Source organism: Pseudomonas paraversuta (assembly GCF_904063065.1).
In the GTDB taxonomy this organism is placed as follows: Bacteria; Pseudomonadota; Gammaproteobacteria; order Pseudomonadales; family Pseudomonadaceae; genus Aquipseudomonas; species Aquipseudomonas paraversuta.
This window is the reverse complement of record NZ_CAJFCL010000005.1, coordinates 330,371-353,369: the sequence shown is the minus strand read 5'-3', so window position 1 is coordinate 353,369 and position 22,999 is coordinate 330,371. Positions and strand designations below refer to the sequence as shown.

Annotated in this window: 16 protein-coding genes; 10 read left to right on the top strand and 6 right to left on the bottom strand. The window is 56.0% G+C overall.

The genetic code is table 11. The annotated features are described in order from the left end of the window. Window positions 1-245: 245 nt before the first annotated feature. Entirely contained in the window at window positions 246-1,145 is a 900-nt protein-coding gene (locus JQ845_RS13085; protein WP_203009121.1) for an alpha/beta fold hydrolase, read from the top strand. 224 nt (window positions 1,146-1,369) lie between these two features. Here the strand turns inward: JQ845_RS13085 and JQ845_RS13080 are convergent, their stop codons facing one another. Then, complete coding sequence (locus tag JQ845_RS13080) at window positions 1,370-1,744, bottom strand: tautomerase family protein (protein ID WP_203009120.1); 375 nt, start codon at window positions 1,742-1,744, stop codon at window positions 1,370-1,372. A gap of 6 nt (window positions 1,745-1,750) precedes the next feature. Continuing rightward, the gene (locus tag JQ845_RS13075; RefSeq protein ID WP_003442314.1) at window positions 1,751-2,086 is read right to left on the bottom strand and encodes a carboxymuconolactone decarboxylase family protein; all 336 of its coding nucleotides are present in this window, start codon (window positions 2,084-2,086) and stop codon (window positions 1,751-1,753) included. Window positions 2,087-2,194: 108 nt separating this feature from the next. On the opposite strand from JQ845_RS13075, the gene JQ845_RS13070 reads away from it, so the two are divergent. After that, window positions 2,195-3,079 carry a LysR substrate-binding domain-containing protein gene (locus JQ845_RS13070; RefSeq protein WP_203009119.1) on the top strand — a complete coding sequence of 295 codons (885 nt, stop codon included), beginning with the start codon at window positions 2,195-2,197 and terminating at the stop codon, window positions 3,077-3,079. Between the two features lie 105 nt (window positions 3,080-3,184). On the opposite strand, the gene JQ845_RS13065 is transcribed toward JQ845_RS13070, so the two are convergent. Then, entirely contained in the window at window positions 3,185-4,816 is a 1,632-nt protein-coding gene (locus tag JQ845_RS13065; protein ID WP_203009118.1) for a sensor domain-containing diguanylate cyclase, read from the bottom strand. Window positions 4,817-5,174: 358 nt separating this feature from the next. Next, a complete protein-coding gene (locus JQ845_RS13060) occupies window positions 5,175-7,574 on the bottom strand; it encodes a membrane-bound PQQ-dependent dehydrogenase, glucose/quinate/shikimate family (RefSeq protein WP_203009117.1) in 2,400 nt (799 codons plus the stop codon). Window positions 7,575-8,444: 870 nt separating this feature from the next. On the opposite strand from JQ845_RS13060, the gene JQ845_RS13055 reads away from it, so the two are divergent. Then, window positions 8,445-9,737 (top strand): carbohydrate porin, encoded by a 1,293-nt coding sequence (locus JQ845_RS13055; protein WP_010656347.1) that lies wholly within the window; start codon window positions 8,445-8,447, stop codon window positions 9,735-9,737. 330 nt (window positions 9,738-10,067) lie between these two features. Here JQ845_RS13055 and JQ845_RS13050 read toward each other — a convergent pair whose 3' ends face one another. After that, entirely contained in the window at window positions 10,068-11,111 is a 1,044-nt protein-coding gene (locus tag JQ845_RS13050; protein WP_236010211.1) for a GlxA family transcriptional regulator, read from the bottom strand. 432 nt (window positions 11,112-11,543) lie between these two features. Here JQ845_RS13050 and JQ845_RS13045 point away from each other — a divergent pair, with 432 nt between their 5' ends. The 4 genes from JQ845_RS13045 to JQ845_RS13030 are packed head-to-tail and all read left to right on the top strand — an operon-like array spanning window position 11,544 to window position 17,556. Further along, on the top strand, window positions 11,544-13,373 hold the full coding sequence (locus tag JQ845_RS13045; RefSeq protein ID WP_232286853.1) for a DUF1302 domain-containing protein: 1,830 nt from the start codon (window positions 11,544-11,546) through the stop codon (window positions 13,371-13,373). A gap of 28 nt (window positions 13,374-13,401) precedes the next feature. After that, the gene (locus tag JQ845_RS13040; protein WP_203009116.1) at window positions 13,402-14,706 is read left to right on the top strand and encodes an MFS transporter; all 1,305 of its coding nucleotides are present in this window, start codon (window positions 13,402-13,404) and stop codon (window positions 14,704-14,706) included. Between the two features lie 55 nt (window positions 14,707-14,761). Beyond that, window positions 14,762-15,859 (top strand): M14 family metallopeptidase, encoded by a 1,098-nt coding sequence (locus JQ845_RS13035; RefSeq protein ID WP_010656350.1) that lies wholly within the window; start codon window positions 14,762-14,764, stop codon window positions 15,857-15,859. 47 nt (window positions 15,860-15,906) lie between these two features. Then, window positions 15,907-17,556: a CapA family protein gene (locus JQ845_RS13030; protein WP_203009115.1), complete on the top strand. Its 1,650-nt coding sequence runs from the start codon at window positions 15,907-15,909 to the stop codon at window positions 17,554-17,556. A gap of 219 nt (window positions 17,557-17,775) precedes the next feature. Here the strand turns inward: JQ845_RS13030 and JQ845_RS13025 are convergent, their stop codons facing one another. Then, complete coding sequence (locus tag JQ845_RS13025) at window positions 17,776-19,173, bottom strand: glutamate decarboxylase (RefSeq protein ID WP_203009114.1); 1,398 nt, start codon at window positions 19,171-19,173, stop codon at window positions 17,776-17,778. A 163-nt stretch (window positions 19,174-19,336) separates the two neighbouring features. Between JQ845_RS13025 and glsA the strand changes: the two genes are divergently transcribed. The 3 genes from glsA (at window position 19,337) to JQ845_RS13010 (ending at window position 22,977) form a co-directional block, all read left to right on the top strand. Beyond that, on the top strand, window positions 19,337-20,290 hold the full coding sequence (gene glsA / locus JQ845_RS13020) for a glutaminase A (RefSeq protein ID WP_203009113.1): 954 nt from the start codon (window positions 19,337-19,339) through the stop codon (window positions 20,288-20,290). Between the two features lie 14 nt (window positions 20,291-20,304). Further along, complete coding sequence (locus JQ845_RS13015) at window positions 20,305-21,882, top strand: amino acid permease (protein WP_127196320.1); 1,578 nt, start codon at window positions 20,305-20,307, stop codon at window positions 21,880-21,882. Between the two features lie 471 nt (window positions 21,883-22,353). Continuing rightward, window positions 22,354-22,977 (top strand): flagellar biosynthesis protein, encoded by a 624-nt coding sequence (locus JQ845_RS13010; RefSeq protein ID WP_127196369.1) that lies wholly within the window; start codon window positions 22,354-22,356, stop codon window positions 22,975-22,977. The last annotated feature ends 22 nt before the right edge of the window (window positions 22,978-22,999 follow it).

The following is a 22,999-nucleotide window of genomic DNA, read 5'->3' as shown; positions in this document are numbered from 1 at the left end:
GAGCAATTTCAGCAGTAGAAATCGGGTTGCATGAGAGGCTTGCAAGTATGGCTAGCTCGGTATATCGCTGACGCCAAGGATCGCCGGTAGGGAGAGTTTCCTGATGCCTTTGTGCGCCGTTATAGTGGCCATACTTTTTCGGTCAAAGGAATGGCTATGAACCCGCCAAGCAGCCTGCCCGCCGGTGTAATCGGCGACCGCGACACTGTAAATGTCACGTCGCATTGCGCGAAAAGGGGAACGCCATGCGTGCAGGCGTGATCCTTGCCGGGATTGGCACCACGCTGGCGCTGTTGTCTGCATCGCCAGCCCAGCCTGCACCCCTGCCGCCAGTCACTGTCAACCAGGGTGGTATCTCAGTGCTGGTACAAGGCTCGGGAACAGATATCATCTTAATTCCAGGATTTGCGTCGTCCTACGAAGTCTGGGCTGATTTGGCCTCCAGATTACGGCACAGCCACCGTCTCCATCTCGTTCAGGTAGCTGGCTTTGCCGGCTCGCCTGCCGTATCCAGTCCAGACGGGAGAGTCGTCGCGCCGACGGCCGAGGCGATCGCTGAATACATCCGCAGCCAGCGCATCGAGGCGCCGGTCATCATCGGTCATTCGTTGGGTGGTGAGGTGGCACTGATGGTGGGTGCGCGTCATCCCGATCAAGTGGCACGCCTGATGATTGTCGATGCGATGCCCTTCTATACGTTGCTCTTTGACCCCCGCGCGACCAGTGAAACGGCAACCCCGCAGGCTGCTGCGATGCGCGATGCAATGTTGGCGGCAACGCCTGAGCAGGCGCACTCCATGCAGCAGGCCGCCATCGCCCGTCTCGCTAAAACTGAAGCAGTCAGGCCAGGCCTGGTCGCAGCGGGGATGAACTCCGACCGAAAAACGATGGCCGATGCCATGTATGAACTGATGGTCACCGACCTCCGGCCTGAGCTTGAACGCATCAAGGTGCCTGTCGAGGTCGTCTATGCCTACGACCTGCTTTACGGCGTAGAGGCATCCCAGATTGATGCAATGTTCCATAACGCCTATGCCTCGACCCCAAACATCAGCTTCAGGCGCATTGACGGCAGTTTTCACTTCATCATGCTTGATCAGCCAGAACTGTTCGCCAGTGCTGTCATCAAGTTCCTGAACCGGTGAGCGACGGCGGGGTAGCTGGAGCGATGAATCACCGTTAAAGGGCACAGGATTCGTTGCCGTGCTTGCAGGTCACCGATCGTCCGCTCCTGGCCGATGGCAGTTTTCGTGACAGGCAGCAATCGGCGTGGGCGATCCCGGGCAATTTTCCGCCCTTTGCTGGAATCACGGAATCCCCGGGGAATTCAAAAATCTTCGTTCGCTCGCAGATCCCGTGATTGTTCCCGCTAGTTACCTCGCCCTCCTCCAAACGACCACTCATCGCCGGCCGTCGTGGTGATTATCACCATGACATCCTCTGCGTTCAGGCCCGTCGCCCGCCCCAACTTCTCGACCAGATCGCGGTAAAAACGCTGTTTGATCTCAACACTTCGAGGACGGCCTGCGGTAATCGCGATGAGCACAAAGTCATGGCTGCGCGGCCCGCCCTGGTAGTGGGGATCAAAGATCAGCTCGCCGACCTCATGTTGGTGAATGGCTTGGAAGCGATCCGTCCTCGGTACTTCGAAGCTCTCGACCAAGGCATCGTGCAAACCCGCAGACAACGCCTGTAAATACTCGGCCGATTTCCCGCGGTGCAGTGAAACTCGTGTAAACGGCATCAACGGTTACTCTTGATGTTCTGGAAGGCAAGCCTGACGCTCACTGAGCAACTTCAGCGCCGAGGCGGCTGTCGGCCAACCGGAATAAAACGCCAGGTGGGTGATGACTTCGGCCAGCTCTTCGACACTCAGGCCGTTGTCCAGTGCACGCTGCAAATGGAACGGCAATTGCTCAAGTCGGTACATCGCCACCAATGCGGCCACCGTCGCCAGACTGCGATCACGGGGCTTCAATTGTGGACGCGTCCACATGTCACCAAACAAGACATTGTCGGTCAGTTCGGCAAACTTCTGCGGGTAGTTACCCTGCTGTTCCCGCCCCGTGACAATAGATGCGCTCATGATGTTTTCCCCCTGATGTCTCAATTGATGGAGGAAAACTATCAAGTCGCAACACTTCCGAATATCAGATTTAATAGCACCCATCATCCCGAATTAGTGGACTATTAAATGCGCCGACCAACCTTCGACCTCGACGTATTGCGCACCTTCGTCACTGGCGTGGAATTCAACAGTTTTGCCAAAGCGGCGGATCGTCTCGGTCGATCGACGTCTGCCGTCAGCGCTCAATTGAAAAAACTCGAGGAGCAGGTCGGTACGCCGGTCCTGGCCAAGTCCGGTCGCGGTTTGGTCTTGACCCCCACGGGAGAAACGCTGCTCAGCCATGCCCGCCGCCTGCTGGAGCTGAACGACGGCATTTTCCAGACTCTGTATGAAAGCCAGACAGCCGGGACCATCCGACTCGGACTTCAAGAGGACTTCGGGGAGCACTTTCTGAGCGATATTCTGCGGCGTTTCGTCCAGGCTTACCCGAGGGTAAATCTCGAAGTCCGGATCGCCCGTAACGCCGAATTGCTTGCACGGGTCGAAAGCGCTGATCTTGACCTGGCCCTGACCTGGGACACCGGGCACCTGTCGCCTTACGCCACTCGCCTGGGTGAAGCACAGATGCACTGGATCGGAGCCCGCGATACGCCATTGCCGACGGACCTTCATCGCTCACCGTTGCCATTGATCCTGTTCGACTCGCCTTGCGTAATGCGCAGCGCCGCCACCCAGGCGCTGGATGCTGCGCAAATACCCTGGCGGATCGCCTTGACCAGTCCCAGCGTCGGCGGTATCTGGGCGGCCGTCGCCGCCGGATTGGGCCTGACGCTGCGGACCCGTATCGGGCTGCCGGGCCATCTAGCTGTAGTTTCTGGCTTACCCCCAGTGCCAAGCCTTTGCTATGTGCTTCACAGCGGTGGCGATGCCCCTGCACCGGCCACCCAACAATTGGCCGTATTGATCAAAACGAGCCTGCAAGAACAGGCGTTTCGTTTCTCGATGACGTAATGATCGAAGCTGCCCGAGGGTTCAATTCGAGCGATACGGATGGAAAATAACGAATCAGTGAGGTGATGGGCGGCCGCTTGGATATGTCCAGGATCAAGGGGCGACTCATTCGGCTCCAGATTGAGGACTCGACTCCACGCGATTACGCCCCCCTTGTTTGGCACGATACAAGCATTCGTCCGCTCTCTTGAGTACGACCTCTGAGGTAGTAGATACGTTTTCACAAGTCGCGACACCGATCGAAGCCGTGATATGTCCAACACCCGAAATGTCGCATGTAGCGATTGCCTGGCGAATTCGCTCGGCAATCATGCTCGCCGAATCGATACCGGTCTCCGGCAAAATCAACAAGAACTCCTCTCCACCCGCTCGGCAAGCGAAGTCACCATTGCGTGAATGACTGAGGAGTGTTTGCGCAACCTGCTTTATCGCAACATCACCTTTGTCATGGCCGAAGGTGTCATTTACCCTTTTGAAATGGTCTATATCCAGTGACAATATGGAGTATGTTCGGCCTGCCTGCTCCAGACCCAGCAACTCATCATTCATTGCTCGACGATTTGCCAGACCTGTCAGAGGGTCGGTAAGCGCCTGCTGGCTTAGACGCCCCATCTTTGCTTGTAACAGGTACACACCGGTCAGCATCGCCTGACGGATAGAAAAGGCCTCTAGATACCATGCCTTCACGTTTCGAAGTTGGTCAGAGGCTTGCGTTGCAGCCAATTGTCCTGCGATCCTGGAAAGCTGGTGCAATGGCCGACAGATCATCAGAGCACCGATCCAAATCAGTACAAATCCGATCAATGCAGCAGGTAGCATTCCAAAAACCATGTCGCGCATCAACGTGTGCAAGGGGGCAAGGCTAATCTCGCGAGGCTGCTGTACGACAACGGCCCAACCGGCTCCAGGCACCTGAGCATATCCAGCAAGCATCGGTATGCCCTTGTAATTAGGCACGGCCACGGACCCGCTTTCGCCACGTAAAGCTGCATCCACGGTCTTGCTCCATCCGAGGGTCTCACCAATACGCGACGCATCAGGATGATAAAGTAGTTGACGATCCTGATCGGCGATGAAGGCAAATGTACCTTCATGGTGAAAATGCCGGCTGATTAGCGTGTGAAGTACACTGTCCTGCTGCAGGTAAATCGAACCGCCTATGATTCCAATGTAACGGTTAGAGGAATCATGAATGGGTTCTGAGACGAATACGACCAGATTACCGGCTGCTGATTCATAAGCTGAGCTAATGTAGGGACGTTTCGCATCGATGGCTTTTCGAATCGTATCCGATCGCAAAGTTGAACCATTGATTTGCAGTGTGTCTGGGTACGCCTCCAGAACTTTGGCATTAGTATCGATAATTGCTATCGAGTTAAAATCTTCGTCCTGCTTTTGTAGGCGCACAGCTTCGGCCCGCAGTGCCTTGGTATTACCCCACTCCTTGCCCAACTCTTCGGCGCTGTAACGCAGATGGCTTTGTGCCGAATGAATGAACTCAGAGAGGCTTGAAGCTACTTTTGACGCGTAAGCACTGTTTGATTGCAGCGCATGGTCAATCAACGCATCCCGCTGCACTCTATATGCCGTGATCAGACTATTGCCCAACGTAGCCAGGACAGATAACAGTACGAGGGTGAAAATGAGCCAACGCAAGCCCAGAATCACTGCCGGCTGCCTCATGCTCACGTTCTCATCGGTGGACGAATCCTTGGGGTTGCCTGCTCTTGCCGTCATTGTCTACCGTGCCACCTCTATTAGTGTATGCCTGCTGCGAATAGCAGCTCTGCCAATATAATCTCTTATACATTTCGCGCCCTAAGCGCGCTTCAGACACTATGCATGAGCCCCGGCACTCTCTTGAGCTCAACCGCTACGAGTTGAATCGCTCCAGATTTTCTAAATACATCGGAGTGACTGCTTCTGGCCGAAAGCAGACTACCGGACCTATGGGATCAGGCGAAGTCCTCTGCTCGTAACAAGCACCACATTCAAGGCGTTATTCAGGCCGAAGCCGAACAACAACTGGCCTGGAACAAAAAAGCCCGCCTGCTGGGGAGCAGGCGGGCCATTTCAGTTAACGTCAATCAAGGCGTTATTTCTGGGTGATGCTGTCCGGCAATGCATAGGCAATGATGTAGTCACCGACATCAGGCGAGTGGCTCATGCCACCTGCGGAGATGACCACGTACTGCTTCCCGGTGGCGGGTGATTTGTAGATCAGCGGGGCTGCAACCGCGCCAACCGGCAGGCGGGCTTTCCATACTTCTTTACCGGTGGCCGAATCCAGCGCTCGCAGGTAGTAGTCCTGGGTGCCGGCGAAGAACACCAGGCCAGATGCCGTTGAGGTCGGGCCACCCAGTGTTGGCATGCCCAGCGGGATTGGCATGTGCGTTTTGATCCCCAGCGGGCCAGTGTCCTGGACGGTGCCCAATGGAACCTGCCAGACCAGTTTCTGGGTGTTGAGGTCAATGGCGCTCATGCTGCCGAAGGGTGGTGTGTTGCACGGTACGCCCAGTGGCGACTGCAGAATGTCGATTTTCACCCCGCCATAGATACCGGCGACTTGTGGGCGAATGGTTCCCATGAAGCCCGGGACTTCATCGGTCGACACGTTGAACTTCCTGGTGTCTTCCTTTTTGACCAGTTGCATCCGCAGCGGCATGCGCATGTCATTGACGAACATCATGCCGGTGTTTTCGTCGATGGAGATGCCACCCCAGTTCATGCCGCCCAGCAAGCCAGGCCATTCGATGTAGGGTTTTTCACTTGGCGGTGTAAACGGACCCAGGTAGACGGAGTCTTTGAACATGATCCGGCAATACAGTTGGTCGAAAGTCGTCACGCCCCACATCGACTTCTCGGTCAGCGGGTCGACACCAATGGTCGGCATCCCGACCGAGAACGGTTGGGTAGGCGACAGGTGCTCGCCTTCTGCTGCTGGAGAGGTAGGAACCGCACGTTCTTCAACTTCTGTAACCGGCTTGCCGGTACGGCGATCCAGTACAAAAATGTTGCCGGTCTTGCTGGTCTGGATCAAGACCGGAGTCTTCTCGCCCTGGGCGTTTTTGATGTCATAGAGCACAGGCTGCGAAGGCAGGTCATAGTCCCAGACGTCGTGGTGAACGATCTGATAAACCCATTTGGCTTTACCGGTTGATGCATCGACTGCAACAACGGCCGTGCCAAACTTCTCTTTAACCTGGTTGCGATCACCACCCCAGTAGTCGGGCGGGCCATTGCCCGTAGGCAGGTAGACCAGATTCAACTCTTTATCGTAGGTCGGAATTGTCCAGACGTTAGGCGTTTCCAGAGCGAACTGATGATCGTCTGCCGCTGTGTTCTTGCCCTCGGGTGCACCTACATCCCAGGCCCACACCAACGCGCCTGTCAGAACGTCGAATGCGCGCACGGCACCGGAGGGTTCGCCCGCCACAATGTCCCGTACCCAACCACCGACCACGGTGAGATGGCCCATGACAACCGGCAGCGAGGTGGGGTGATAGCGCTTGCTGTTTTCAGTCGGGCCCATGCCTTTCTTGAGATCGACATAACCGTTGTCGCCAAAGCTCGGGCACAGGGTGCCGGTATGCGCATCAAGCGCAAACAAACGGGCATCCACAGACGACACCAGAATACGCTGGCGGCACTGCTGCTCATTGCCATATGACGCCTTGACCTCAGCGCTCAGGCTGTCGTCTTTATCGATGTCGTAATAGCCCACGCCACGGCAGGTCACGTGCTCTTCGCTTTTGGCTTTGGGATCGAATTTCCAGAGCGGGGTCCCGGTATCACCGTCCAGGGCGGTTATCAGGTTTTCCGGGGTGCACGAGTACAGAACATTGCCGATCTGCAACGGTGTGTTTTCATCTACACCCGCGCCGGCACCTGTGGTGCGACGACCTGTTCTGTAGGTCCAGGCAACCTGCAGATCCTTGACGTTGTCCGGGGTGATTTGCGTGTAAGGAGCAAACCGTGTGCCCGAGGCATTACGCCCAAAGAACTCCCAGTTTTCAGGGGCGCTGGAGGGCTCTTCGGCCTTGGGTGCGTCAGTGGCGGCGACCGGGTTCGAGATCCCGCCGTGCGGGTAGAACGCAGCAATAAATGTCGCGACCAGTGCCAGGAATACGGCAAACCCGAACCGGTTAGCGGCGCGCCGGGTGCTCAGGGACGTGTCCGGCAACGCGGCGCCGACCCACAGACTGAGTGTCAGGATGATGGCCGGAATGACCAAGCGTGGCAGCAGTTCCCAATAGCTGAACTGACCCACTTCATAAAAGGCCCAGGCACAGGTCGCAAGGAATATGGCAACAGAGAGGGTAATAGCCAAACACTTGCGCAACACAAAGAGTGCCGCCAGTGCCAGATAAGCCAAGCCTGCGATCAAGTAGTAACTTGACCCGCCCAGCGCCACTAGTTTGATCCCGCCATAAATCAAAGCCAGTGCCACGGCAAATACAAACAGGGAAAACAGCCCCCTCGCGATAGTGCTCATTGAGCGTCTTGAAGTTTGAGATGGTTGGTCATTCGTCATTTCGTGAATGCTCTATGGGTGAATACAAAACTGCCCGCACGCTGTGCGAACAGCTGGGTCGAATGTTCAGTTCGACCCGTAAAAGGCTGGGCATGGCAGGTGTCGGAATCAGACTACCGCCCTGCCGACAGCAAGCGAGCACCGGCAATCAGTGCATCCGGTTGCTGCAGTCGCAATGAATACGCCGAAGGCTCTACGAAACGCGGGGAGGTGTTTGTCCGGGCACTGCTGGCCCGACGTTCCGAGAGTGGGCTGGAGACGCTGAGCTAGTTTATACGGGCGCTTCTTGGGATAAATCCGAAGGTTTGAGAAACATTGTTGGTGAAACAGTAATAATCCATGGCCACGAGGGGATTTCAGCCCCTTATGTTTTCTCTTTTTTTGACCTGTGACTGATCTCAAAAGCACTAAGCGTTGAACACTAACGATCGCCGTTTCTGCAAGCGAAAGTCCGGATATCGCCAGCGGATTATTACTGCCTGCCCAATAATGTTTCTTAGTTCCCTGGATTTATCTGAAAAAAACATCGGCATAAACTTAGCCTTACGGCTCACACAGGATGACATTCACCAGCCCTGCCACCTTCAGGGCCTGTTAGTTGTGTGAAGCGAAGACCCGAACGGCTTCGAGCATCAGCACCCCCGTCATAAACCCGCTCATGGACACCCCCTTGCACACCCAAGGAGGGACCGACTCGGCCCGGGATCAGGTGCTGACACCGCAGTTCTCAAGACGGTATCAGGCCAGAAAAGCCAGAGCAGGCCAGTTTCCAGCCCTGCCAGCGTGTCGTAGAGCGATACACCAACATTTTTTGCAACGGAGCACACCCCAATGTTTTTTTCTTTCCGCGCGCTGCTGACCACCAGCCTGTGCAGCGGTTTGTCGCTGTGTATCTTGAGTCCGTCTTCAGCACTGGCTGACACTTCCGACCTGATGAGTCGTTCGACACTCACCGGCGATTGGGGCGGTGAGCGCCAAAAACTGGCGGACAAGGGCATCACACTGACCGGTGACTACAGCTCTGAAACGATTTCCAACCTGCATGGCGGGATCAAGCGCGGTACGCGCTATGCACAACAAATACGCGTGGGCGCCAAGTTTGATCTGAGTAAACTGCTGGACACCCCGGACGCCGGATTTGTGCAAATTCTGGTTAACGACCGTCGCGGCCATAGCGCCACGGAAGACTTGCTCGGCAACCGCCTGTCTGCGCAAGAAAACTACGGTGGCGAATACACGCGACTGACCGAGTTCAGTTACCAGCGCAATCTGTTTTCTGCGGACGTGTCTGCCAAAATCGGTTACATGGTGATGGGCACCGATTTTGGTGGCATGCCGATCCTGACCAACTTTGTGAGCGCCGGCTTTTGTGCGCACCCATTGACCATGTCCAGCGGCAGCGGGTGGGGCAACTACCCGACGGCTCACTGGGGTGCAGAGTTGCGTTACGACGTCAACGACTCACTGACGCTGCAAACCGCGGTATTCCAGGTCAACCCGGAGCACAACAGCCTTCGCTCCGAAGCGTTTTCCATGCCCAGCCACGACTCCACCGGGGCCATTCTGCCGCTGGAAGCCATCTTCAATAACAACGCCTTTCTCAATGGCCAATACAAAGTCGGCTGGTACTACGACAGCTCTGACTCGCAAAAAATTGGCAGCACAGAAAAAAGCAGCAACCGCACCGGGGCTTACGTGTTGATGGACCAGGCAATCTGGAGGGATGAGCAAGACCCTGAAAGCGTGCTGCGCCTGTTCGGCCAGGCAGCCACCAGCAACGCAGCAACCTCCCCCATGCGTCGCTGGTACTCGGTCGGTCTGGTCAAGCAAAAGCCTTTTGCCAGCCGCCCCCATGACAGCATTGCCTTGGGTTATGGCCGGGCCGTACTCAACTCCCGTACGCGGGATGTTCAAGAAGCGACGGCGACCAGCTTCGGCGAATCCGAGATGATCGCCAACCTCGACAATGGCGAGCAGATGATTGAGCTTAACTATGGCGCCCAGGTCACTCCCTGGCTGCTGCTGCGTCCTGACCTGCAGTACTACATTGAGCCTGGCGCGTTCTCCGGCAAAAAAAGAGGCAACGCTTTGGCCGTGGGCTTACAGATCAAAGCAACGTTTTAAACAGAGGGATTGTGTGAGGTTCCAGCAAAAGCCTGCGGACCTTCACGATATCTCGACTTCAAGACTCAATGACCAAAGCACCCCTCATCCAAGATCGAAGCAGGTGATCGCCGCCAGCTCCATAAGTCATCTCAACGCCTGAAAAATAACTGGGTGATCGCACTCACCGGGGGAGAGCAAGGCAATTACAGCAGAGCAAGTCGAGGCAGAGGAATTGGGTTGATGCCCCCGCCTCGACAGCCAAATCTTTGAGATCAAGGCCAACAGAAAATCACTTTGCTTATGGTGCAATCCATATCGTGGAAGACCGCCCGATTCATTGGTGTATTCTCACTGTTCTGACCTGTGGTCAGGCTCAATACTCAGTCCCTTGATCAAGTCATCGACTCTCTCCTTCGGCCCGGACTCGTCAGCCCGCCACCAACGGCTGGAAATGCGCATGGTGTAGCGACGACGGTACTCTGAAGGCGTTACCCCGGTAGCGCGTCGAAACAGGCGCCGGAAAGCACTGGCATCCTGATAACCGCAGTACTCCATCACTTCCGTTAGATCAACCAGGGTTACTTCCAATAATTGCTTGGCCCGCTCCACCCGAAGTCGGTGCAGATAGTCGAGCGGAGTCATGCCCTCCACTTCTTTGAAATGACGTAGCAAGGTGCGCGGGCTGGCTGCCGCTTCCTGGGCTACACGTTCCAGGCTATAGGCCGTCTGAATGTTCTGCTGAAGCCAGTGCTTGGCCCGGAACACCACGCTGTCCCGGGTCTTTACCGAAATGCCAGGAAAGTTCAGGCTCGAATGCTCAAAACGCATCGGGTGATAGAGCAACCCATTGGTCGCTATTTGCGCCATTTCTTCACCGGCAAAATGACGAATCAACTCCACCATCAAATCGCACACAGCCGCCGGTGCGCCCGCCGTAAAGACCAACCCGTCGACCACCACCGGGCCCGCCATCGCCAACTGCACCTCAGGAAAGCTGGAGGCAAACCAATTGGCAATCATCCAGGTGACTGTCGCGCGCCGGCCGTCCAGCACACCGGCTCGGGCCAACATCACCGGGCCATTGAAACTGGCCGCGACGATGCGCCCTTGAGAGTGATAACGCGCGATGCAATTGAGCTCCTCGGCGCATTGATCGAGCACATGCTTCAGATCCGGCACGCTTTTCATCTGCACCCCCGGCACAAACAGCGCGGTCTGCGAGGGCCGCAACGATTTACGCCCACCGGCAGGCGACTGCATGCCTGACAACCAGTCCGCAAGCGGTAGCTCATTGCCCGCCGCATCAATCAATCGCCAGTGAAAAAAAGCCCCTCGTTTATCCGGATTGCGCATCTGCCACAGGTTATTAAAGGTGCGCAGAATATCGATCACACTGAACAGCGTTCCGGTCATGCCATGGGGGCTGTGCAATAAATCTATTCGGACGTTCATAGACCTGCCTGGCGTTATTGAATTTATTTTTGGCGATATTAGCCCTACTTCCAAATGCTGTCTGCCTGCAACTCGTACTGCCCGCCCTGCCCTGTGCCCCTTGTCGGAACACTCAATACAACAGCCTGTTAACCCCCTGTTATTCAGCGAGCTGCGCAAGCGGGCTGGCTCCTGCAATTCGCTGTGCCTGGGCGAACAGCATCAGGCTATTCATGCCTGTTTATAGCTGGCGATATCGACCCTATTGCTGTCGGTATTCGCCGTATTAAAGGGGATGACTTCAGCGCTAGACTGAAAAACGCCTGGCATTCACAAGAGAAACAAAAACAAAGGTATTAGTCAGTGACAACAACAATAAGAAAGAAGTGGGCCGTGACCCGGACTCCCGTACTTGCGGGGTTGGCCACGTCTGTGTTGAGCGTTGCCATGACTGCTCCGGCAATGGCTGGCGAGCTGGTATTCGGTGACCTCAAGTCAGGGTTGGGTAAAGGTATCGAGTGGCAGCAGGACGACACTCGCCTGAACCTCAAAGGTGCTCTGTCATTGGGTTCTGTGTGGCGCATGGACAAACCGAGCTACCGCTTGACCAGCTCCGAATACGGCATGAACCTGTTCAACGACGGCAACCTCAACTACAAGCGCGGCGATGCGGTTTCTACCTCTACCGAGGCCTACCTGCAGGCGGATCTGAGCCACCGTAATCTTGGCGTATTTGTAAGTGCCAAAGGCTGGTACGACTACACCCAAAAACACCAGAACGTCGACTACGGCAGCGTTCCAAACGGCTATCAATCCGGTGAACCGCTGAGCGATGACGGGTTTGACTCGCTGGCGCGTTTTTCCAATGCAGTCATCAACGACGCGTATGTTTACGGCACGTTCCAGCCTGGCGGGCACGACCTGCTGGTGCGACTCGGCGATCAGGCGATTCCCTGGGTCACGCCAACCACCATCGGCGGCGGTTTACAGGCAGTGAACGCTTTTGATTGGGCCGCGGCACGTCGAGCCACTTCAATTGCAGAAGCCCGTACCGTCGCGATGCCGACCCTTTACGCCAAGCTGGCGCTGACTGAAAACCTGTCGGTGGATGCATTCAACCAGTTTGAGTTCCGTCCCAGCGCTTATCCGGGTTGCGGGACCTTTCTATCGACCAGCGATTACGCTCAACCGGGGTGCGACCAGTTTCTTCTCAATGGCAGCATTTTGAGCTCCATGGCCGGGCGACCGATTTACACCACCGACGGCCAGGCCCTGAACAACCCTCTGGATTACGTGTCCCGTGGCCCGGACCATCGCCCCAGTAACAATCAGTTCGGCGCCAGCCTGCAATATTTATGGCAAGACGTCGGCATGTTCGGGCTGTATTTCGCTGACTACACCAGTCGTGAAGCAGTCACCCAGGCAGTACGTACTGGCCCCGGTGTTCTGACGCCGCCCGCCGCCAACCTCGGCCAGGCCAAACCAACGGGCATTGCCGCTTATTATCAACGCGCCTTCCCGACCAGCATCCGGATGTACGCCCTTAATTTCAAAACCCGACTGCCAGGCGGCACAGGTATCTACGCTGAATACAGCTATCGTCCCAACCAACCGATCGCCTGGAACGGTTCCGATTTCATTGCTGGCCTGTTAGGGGGCAGCGGGCCCATGGGCTACCTGTCCAAAACGCCCACAGGCTATGTGGCCAGCGGTTTCGACAGGTTTCGAGTGAGCCAGCTCAATCTCGGCGCCAACCATCCTTTGGGCACTGTATTGGGCGGCGAGATGAAGTTGTCAGCCGAGGCGGGATTCAAATATGTCCACGACCTGCCCGACACTGACGACATCCGTTACGGACGCCCCGGCTTCGGCAGCGCGCCCTACGGCAACAGCTCGAAATGCACAGGCCCGGCGGCAAAATGTGCAATCGATGGTTTCGTCACGCCTTTCTCGTGGGGAGCTCGTTCCAAAGGGGAGATTCGTTATAGAAACGTCTTGCCCGGACTTGACCTTACGCCTTCGTTAACCCTGGTGTATGACGTCAAAGGGCACGCCTATGACGGCGTGTTTTCCGAAGGGCGTTATGCACAGATTTTCGGACTGCAGGGGGAGTACAAAAGCGACTACAACTTTGAGCTCAACTACCTGAACACCGGGGGTGGCGATTACAACATGGTTGCAGACCGAAGCATGTTGGAAGCCAGTGTCGGCATGCGCTTCTGAAAAAGCTCCTCAATTAAAGGCCATACCCATGCATTCACTTCCCGATAAAAGACGTCCGTTCGTTGTTGCCTTGCTGATGACTGTGGTGATTATCAGCGTGCTGGATAAAACCATTTTTGCCTTCGCCGGCCCGCAGATTATTGACGAACTGAAACTGACGCCCGAGCAGTTCGGTTTTATCAGCAGCGCGTTCTTTTTTCTGTATTCGATCTCCGGGGTACTGGTGGGCTTTGTGGCCAACCGCATGCCAAGCCGCTGGATCCTTTCGGGCATGGCCTTGGTCTGGATGGCCGCGCAATTGCTCGCCGCCCTGTCCAGCAGCTTCGTCACCCTGCTCGTCAGCCGCGTCATGCTGGGCGCTGGTTGCGGCCCTGGCACAGCCGTCACCCAGCACGCCTGTTTCAAATGGTACGCCACCCGCGAGCGGGTGCTGCCTGCGGCGCTGATTCAAGTCGCAATCATGTTAGGCGCCATCGCAGGCGCCCTGGCCCTGCCGACCTTGATTGAGCAATACGGCTGGCGTACGGGGTATGTGCTGCTGGCAGGTGTTGGCCTGGTGTGGCTGCTGCTGTGGCAACTGTTTGGCCGCGAAGGCCAGCATGACGATACAAAAACCGCCAATGGCAGCCTGTTGCCCACACTGCCCTACAGCCGACTGCTGCTCAATCGCACGTTTGTCTGCATTACTCTGGTCGCTTTCTGTAGCTATCTGCCCAATGCCCTGCTTTACAGCTGGCTGCCCACCTACCTGCAAAGAGGGCTGGGGATGACGCCGATGCAGTCCGGGTATCTGGTGCTCGCCACCACCCTGGGGGTGATATTCATGAACTTGCTGGTGTCCAGCCTGGCCCAACAAGCGATGAAGCGTGGCGCCAGCATACGCAAGGCGATGGGTATTCCGCCCCTCGTGGCATGCCTGATCGCAGCCGTGGCTTACATCATCATGGGCTTTAGCTCGACATCCCTGACAGTCACGCTGGGGCTGTTTCTTCTGGGCAGTATCCTTCTCAACTTGCTGTCAGCCTTTGGTTTCAGCATCGTCGCCCACATCGCACCGGCCCGCCAGCGCGGAAGTATGCTGGCCATCCACATCGCCTTGTTGACTACGGCAGGCATGCTCGCACCTCTTCTGGTGGGTCAGGCCATCGGCTGGCAGGGAGGAGATTTAGTCACCGGTTTCGAACTGGCGATTGGCCTGTTCGGGATCGCACTTTTAGTGTTCACCGTACTTGGCCTGGTGCTCATCGACCCTGAGCGCACTCGTCGCGAACTTAACGCCATCCTTCCCGAGTCCGCCCCTTCAGCCGCCTGCCCGGCCCACATCGCGCAGTGACTACCCCCGCTCCCTGATCGCCAAATCTGGCACGAATGTTAATAGGACATCCATGATGGACGTATCCTGCTTTTCACAAAGCTACGCCGAAGCTCGGCAAAAATTCCTGCAGGCTTGCGCCAATGCCCATCTGGAAGTTGAATCCCGCGTCCACCCGTTACCCGGTCGCGATGGAGAAGAACTGGCACTTGATGTCGCACTTGTCGGTTCGCCCACAGCGGCCAACCTGCTGGTAGTGAGCAGCGGTGTGCACGGCGTTGAAGGCTTCTGCGGCTCGGCTGTTCAGGTGGATCATCTGCGCAATCATGATTGGAGCAGGCAGTGCCGCGCTCAGGATATGGCTGTGCTTTTTCTGCATGCAGTCAACCCTTACGGCTTCTCCTGGCTGCGTCGGGTCAACGAAGACAATGTCGATATCAATCGCAACTTCATGGACTTCGATCAGCCGTTGCCCGGTAACCCCGAATACACTTCGATCGCTCCGTTACTGGTGCCACGGCGTCAACCGCCCACTCTGCTCAGTACCCTCGGGCTCCTCGGGTATGCGTTACGCCACGGCACCAAAGCCTTGCAGTCGGCCATCACCCGAGGCCAGCACAGCGACCCTGACGGCTTGTTTTTTGCGGGCACCCAGCCCACCTGGAGCAACGTACAAGTTCGCCAGATCATTCGACGGTATGGCGGCCAATGTCGGCGCATAGGCTGGATCGATGTGCATACAGGGCTTGGTCCCAGCGGCGTGGGAGAGCGCATTTATAAAGGACGCGATACCCCGGACGCGATTGCACGGGCACGAAGCTGGTGGGGTGAACAGGTCACCCTCAGCACACAAGGTACGTCTTCATCAGCGGTTTTAAATGGCACCCTTGATTTAGCCGTCATGCAGGAATGCCCCGACGCGCAATACAACGGATTGACCCTGGAGTACGGCACCAAACCCGGACCATTGGTGCTCAAAGCGCTACGTGCCGATCAGTGGTTGCACAACCAGGCCGCTGTCCCGACAGAACGGTTAATGCAGATCAAACGCCAACTGCGCGATGCCTTCTATATTGATACCGACCCATGGAAACGCCGGGTACTGCAGCAGGCGCAAGACGTGCTTGAGCTCACCCGGCTCGGGCTGGCCGGCACCTCGAAAGAACGCAGTTAAAACCGACTTGCGCTGTAATCATCAAGCAAACCAAGAGGATATTCAGGATGAATGCTTATATGTTTGAAGCCTTGAAGGAGCTTATACAGTCGATCAAATGCTGCCTCGACGGGCACGAAGCCGAGACCATCGACATACTGCGGCGCGTCGCTGATGGCGACCTGGAAATGGTCGAGACCATCAGCCCCGAGGAAGAGGCTTACGCGCGGGCGTTGTTCGGCTGGATTGCACAACAGGGCCCGAAGCGGGTCTTGGAGAGGCTTGAGCCGGTGCTCGCCGATCCTTCTCCATTACTCAAGGCGCAGATCCTGCTCGAGGATTTGCTGGTTGATCCCGGATTTGGAGTACTTCCCCCTGCCCTCAAGGACCCGATACACCAGCGCACCCTGCTCAGGCTTGGTCTTTTGCTGATGAGTTACATCTGCTATGAGCAGTTTCATTACCCGCAACCCGAAACAGGCGTATATGACATCTCGGGCAATACTTTCCAGAAGACCAAGTGGCTCTACCGCTACTGGCTTAATCAACTTGAAGTTGCCGAAAAAGAGTCGGGGCTCGAAGGATTCTTCGCTAACCAGACCTTGAAGTTCCGTAACCTGAGTGACCCCTCAATTGAACAAGGGGGTGTGTTCCCGGTTATTCCCGCCCTCTCGGTTTCATGTGCGGGTGACTTGCTCGCGGTGGATGTGCTGACCCCCGAAAACACACCGCACCTGTTCGACGACATCACAGATTTTTACAGCAGCGCTGACATCGTTAGTGCCAACCTGGAGTCGACCGTTGATGAGAGCAAGCCTATAGGGCGCCATCAGCAAACTGGCAAGCCGGCGCAAATGAACACCTCTGAAGCGATGTTCAACAAATTCCGCCATGAAGCGAAGATCAACTTCTTCAGCACAGCGACCAACCACGCGATGGACTGGGGCAAGGAAGGCGTGGAGGCCACACTCAAAGTGCTTGAGAAGTCAGGGGCGTACTACTCCGGCACTGCCCGTAGTCAGGCCGAGCAGGATGATGTCGTCGTCGTGGAAAAAAACGGCATCAAAGTGGCTCTCCTGTCTTACACCTTTGACCTCAACGGTCACTCACGGGACGGGGAGCTTTACCTGGCCAACGAAGTGCGATTCAACGACGTTGACCCGCCTACGGATTACGCCCTGATCAAAAAACAGGTCGCTGCCGCCAAGGCCAAGGGCGCCGACTGGATCATCGCCTACTGCCATTGGGGGTGGGAGTTCGAAATGTACCCCCATGAGAAAATTGTTGATGCCGCGCACAAGGTTATCGAGTGCGGCGTGGACACCATCCTCGGCAACCACGCGCATGTCAGCCAGCCAGCGCAAGTGATTCCACGCCATGGCAAGCAGGATGCGTTGGTCATCTACGCTTTCGGCGACTTTGTGAGCTTCCATCCAGAGAGTCGCAACTCAAAACTGGCCTACGCCGTAAAGTTCGACATTGGCAAAGCCCTTGGGGTGACCCGGCTGTATAACCTGAAGGTATTGCCCATCTATATCGTTAACGAAAAAAGGGATACGACCGACTACAACTGTCGCATCGTCAAGTTCGAAAATGTCCTGAGCAACCCCGACCACTATGGCCTGACCGAGCTGGAAAAGAGTCAACTGCCTCATCTGCGCGACAAGGTGTGGAACGCTATTCTGTCGCCGCTTTCGGACCTTTATTCAGACCTCTAAATAGCGGCTCGAACAATATCCGTTGTCAGCCGTGCTGGCTGCGAACGGGGCCACATGGCCCTCAAAAACAGATAGCGCCAAAGATTTTTCAAATCTATAGAAAAGGCATATCAAAGAAAAACGTGGGCGCGGTTGAAAGGCCCGAGATACTTTTGACCCTATGAAATAACTACTGTGCTCGGGTTTTTGACGAGCACAGTATATTTCGATTATCGCTTTCTACCGTCCGGCATGATTTCCCGCTTCAGCTTCACGGCCTTTAAAGCCGTGGGGCTGATGCTCAGCGAAGAATTGAATATCCCGCACAAAGTCGGCCAGCAACAATTTGGCCATGTCGATCGACATCCCCTGCTTGACCAGAATCCGCTGCACCACCACCTCTTCTACATTGGCAGGCAAGCTGTACGCTGGCACCAGCCAACCGCGGACGCGCAGGCGGTCCGCCAGGTCATACAGGGAGTAATTGGTTTTCGCCCCCGGCTTCAAACGCCAGGTCAGCGCCGGGATCCCCAATTGCGGATCACCGTTGTAGAGCATCTCGAACGGCCCGATCTTGACCAGCTCTCGCGCCAAAAATTGCGCTGTTTCGTAGCACGCAGAATGAATACGCTCATACCCCTCACGCCCCAGGCGCAAGAAGTTGTAGTACTGGGCAATGATCTGCCCGGCCGGGCGCGAAAAGTTCAGGGCGAAAGTCGGCATGTCGCCGCCCAGATAGTTCACATGAAAAATCAGGCCTTCCGGCAGTTCCTTCGCATCGCGCCAAACCACCCAACCCGCGCCTATCGGTGCCAGGCCGAACTTGTGCCCGGAGGTGCTGATGGACTTGACCCGCGGTATACGAAAGTCCCAAAGAATGTCCGGTGCGCAAAACGGCGCCAGCATCGCGCCACTTGCACCATCGACGTGAAGGTCGACACTCAGGCCGCTGCTTTTTTCCAGATCGTCCAGGGCATCGGACAACGGTTTTACGGTTTCATACAGACCGGTAAATGTCTGGCCGAAGGTCGGTACCACCACGATGGTGTTTTCATCGACCCGCTCCAGCATGTCCTCAGGCCTCATGAACCAATGCCCTTCGGACATCGGTACTTCACGGATTTCTATATCCCAGTAACGGGCAAACTTGTGCCAACAAACCTGCACCGGACCGCACACCATATTCGGCGTAGTAGCAGCCTTGCCAGCCGCTTTGCGCACCGCACGCCAGCGCCACAACGCAGCCAGACCACTAAGCATGCAAGCTTCACTGGAACCTACAGTTGAAGTGCCGAGGGTGGTGGCCGCCGCCGGGGAATGCCATAGATCCGCCAGCATATGGATGCAACGGTTCTCCAGTTCCGCCGATTGCGGATATTCGTCCTTGTCGATCATGTTCTTGTCGATCGACAGGTCCATCAGCTTGTGAACTTCATCCTCTTCCCATGTTTGGCAAAAAGTGGCGAGATTCTGGCGGGCGTTGCCATCCAGGTACAGCTCATCGTGGACCAACTGGTATACATCTCGTGGCGACTGCTCCGCCTCCGGGAAGCCCTTGGTCACAGCGGCGTGAGCCAGTTCAGAAGAACCAAAAACGGGATCTGTGGCCGACTTGTGCTTGATGCGGTGCAACGCCATAAGAACTCTCCTTGAGTAATGCAGGGTCTGTTTTATTCACTTTGACTCAGCCTTCGCCAAGCCAGCATAGACAAGCATTTTGAGTCTGCTGTCCGATTCCCGACCACCGTGTATTTTCCGATCTATAGTTCCGTTTCTTTGAAGTACTCACGGAGCGAGCGCGATGAAGCAAAGACCCACGACCGCAGACAGCACGGTCAAACAGGCACTGGAGCAGGCACTGCAACGGTATTCAGGTAATCAGCACGGCAAGAATGCCAGCTACATTCCTTTCCTGGCCTCAGTGCCATCCCATCTGTTCGGCATCAGCATCATGTTCTGCGATGGCACCCATGCCGAGGTAGGCGACACGGATTACGCCTTCGCCATCGAGTCGATTTCCAAAGTATTCACCCTCTCCCATGTACTCGATGAGGTAGGTCCACAGGCCTTGCGCAGCAAGATCGGCTGCGACCCCACCGGTGAGCCATTCAACTCGGTGGTGGCCCTGGAACTGCACAAAGGCCGACCGCTCAACCCCTTTGTGAACGCAGGCGCAATGGCCACTGTCAGCCTGGTTGAGGCCGATTGCGCCCAAGCTCGCTGGGACCGGATACAGGCCACCTACAACGCTTTTGCCGGGCGCGAATTGACAGTAAACGACGAGGTTTACCAATCCGAAACCAGCAGCAATCAACACAATCGCGGCATTGCCTGGCTGCTGCAAAGTTACGGCTACATGTACGCCGACCCCATGCAAGTGTGTGATGTGTACACCCGCCAATGCTCGGTGGCGATTACCTGTCATGACCTGGTGACCATGGGCGCGTGCCTGGCCAACGGCGGCGTCAACCCGATTACTGACAAGCAAGTAGTGGCAGCCAAACACGTGGCGCCAATCCTCTCCGAAATGACCTTGAATGGTCTGTATGACACCACAGGCGACTGGTATTACAAGGTCGGCCTGCCGGGTAAAAGCGGGGTCGGTGGCGGCATTCTGGCTGTGGTTCCCGGCGTTTGCGCTATCGCCGCCTTTGCCCCGCCACTGGATGTGGCCGGTAACAGCGTTCGCGGTCAACTGGCCGCCGAATACCTTAGCCGCACGCTCAATCTGAGCCTGTTGCACGAATTCGCGTAAGGGAGCGGGTACTCATGGCTACCACCAGCAAAGCTAAAACCTACATGTCTTGGCTCACCATCTGCTTCATGATGGTTGCAGCCGTTGCCAGTATTCGTTCACTGCCCAGCATGGCCGTGTATGGCCTGGGTTCGGTTTTTCTCTATGTCATCCCGGCACTGCTGTTTTTTATCCCGGTTTCCCTGGTCGCCTCCGAACTGGGCACCGGCTGGAACGGCGGAATCTATGGCTGGGTCAGGCAAGCCTACGGCGACCGCCCGGGCTTTTTCATCATGTGGTTCATGTGGGTACAAGTGGTGGTCTGGTACCCGATTGTGCTTGGGTTTGGCGCAAGCACCATGGCGTATCTGATCAACCCGGAACTGGCCAAAAGCGGTGTCTTTACTGCCGCGGTCATCATCGTTTTGTACTGGCTATCGACATTTGTGGCACTTAACGGGCTGACGGCACTGTCGAAGCTGACATCATGGTTCATGCTGCTGGGCACCGCATTGCCCGCCGCGCTGCTGGTTTTGCTCGGCGTGGCCTGGCTGGTGCTGGGGCATGAATCAGCAACACCGCTGACCTGGGATGCCTTGATTCCGGCCATTTTCGATACCCACACCACAGTTAAATCAGGCTCGCGCAACCTGCACCCGGATTTTTGGCAGGAATTCACCGGCGCCGTCACTGGCCTGGTTCTGATTGTGAGTAACTTCCTGGCGTTTGCCGGTATCGAAATGAACGCCATTCACGCCCGGGAATTGCGCGACCCGCAAAAAGAAATGCCCCGAGCGATTCTGTTGGCCTTCTTCATGATCCTGCTAGTGTTTATCCCGCCTACGGTGGCGATTTCGCTGGTGGTACCTGCTGACTCAACCAGCCTTACCGCCGGGGTTATCCAGGCTTATGCTGCGTTCTTCCAGGGTTTCGACATGCCTTGGGCAACCCCGATCATGGCCATATTGCTGATTATCGGTGCATTGGGCGGGGTTCTGGCCTGGACAGCCGGACCGTCCACAGGCCTGCTGTTTGTCGGCAAGGCCGGGATGCTTCCACCTGTGATGCAGGAGGTGAACAAGAAAGGCGTGCAGAAAAACATTCTGTATTTGCAGGCCATCATCGTCACCTTGCTGTCGACGATTTACATCTTTCTCGACAACGTATCCGACGCGTTCTGGATGATCAGCGCGATGGCTGCACTGATGTACCTGATCATTTACGTATTCATGTTTATGGCGGCCATGAAGCTGCGTAAAACACAGCCCAACGTAAAACGCGGTTATGTGCTCAAGGGGCTGCATGGCTGGTGCTATCTGGGGTTGTTTTCGACCTGTGTGGCGCTGATTTTCGGCTTTATTCCACCGAACAGCTTCAGCAGCATGCCATTTTTTGAGTATGCGGGGATTTTGTTGCTGGGGTTGATCGTGGCAGGCGTGCCGCCGTTTATCTTCTATGCGTTGCGCAAGCCGTCATGGCAGATGGTACCCAAAGCCGAGTCTGATCAATATTCTGCAGCGCTGCAGGATCTTCAAGCCGCGGACGACAAGGCTGCGAACGCGAGCACCAGCACGCCGCCGCCAGCATCCGCTGCAGCTCCAGGCGCAAGTTAAGGCATGTAGCCGCTGCTGAGGAACGAGGGCTGCGAAGCCATCACTGCGGTTCAGCCGATACACCGCGTGATGCCTCTCGCAGTTTGCGAACCCCGGCAGCGGCCACAGGTTCGCAAAAGGTTTTCTGCAGGAATAAAAAAGCATCCCTGAGGACGATTTTTTATGGACCGCAGCGCTACTCCGGCAGACGCCCCAGGTCGGGGTGTTTATCGAGAAAGGTCCGGTCGCGGTAAACGACCGGGCTGACAGGCTTGCTGGTCATCGTTTCCTCCAGGCAAAAAATACCCGCTATATGCGGGTTAAGGGATAACCACCAAAAGGCCATGGTCAGAGCCGATTGCTTTCGTGCTGTTCACTCTCTCAAACGCATAAGTCAGCCAGGCGGTTGAGCTGCGTTTTGTCTTCTACACTCTTTTTCGGCCAGCTTTTGGACAAGCCTATGAAGGCCAAATATAAAAGGGAGTAACGATGATGGTTCGCAGAATTTTGGCCGTTGTGGCATTGGTACTGTTAGCCGGTTGCGCTATCAACAGGGCAGAAGTGGATGTTTTGCCGCCCGGCAAGACTCAGACACCTGCCCCCAGCAATGGCAAGAAGGTTTATATCCGCGCGGTTGATGATCGAGTTTTTCAGATCAAACCTACCAGCTTCGACATGCCTTCACTGAAGTACGACGAGATCGACGACAAGTCGATTACCGAGCGGGCGATTGCTCGTAAACGCAATAACTACAATATGGCCATCGGCGACGTGCTGCTGCCCAAGGGCCGTACCGTTTCAGAGCTGGTAGGTGATGCCGTAGCCAGCGCTTATCAGCAGGCAGGCTATGAGGTGGTTAGCGCTCCTGGTGCCCCTGATGTCCGTGAAGTCAAAGTACAAATCATTGAATTCTGGTCATGGTCCATGACGCAGGGGGTGCTCGACAAAGTACTGAGCAACAAGTCGTTTCTTCAGATAAAAACCCTTGGCATGCCTGAACAGACCTTGAAAACGCTGGTCAGTGAGAACGTTAAAGTGGCCACAGAAACCGACTGGAAGACAATCACCGAAGCAGGCCTTGAAGCCATTACTCAGGAAACCCTGAAGCAGCTCTAAGGGGCTCCTGAGCACTACAGGT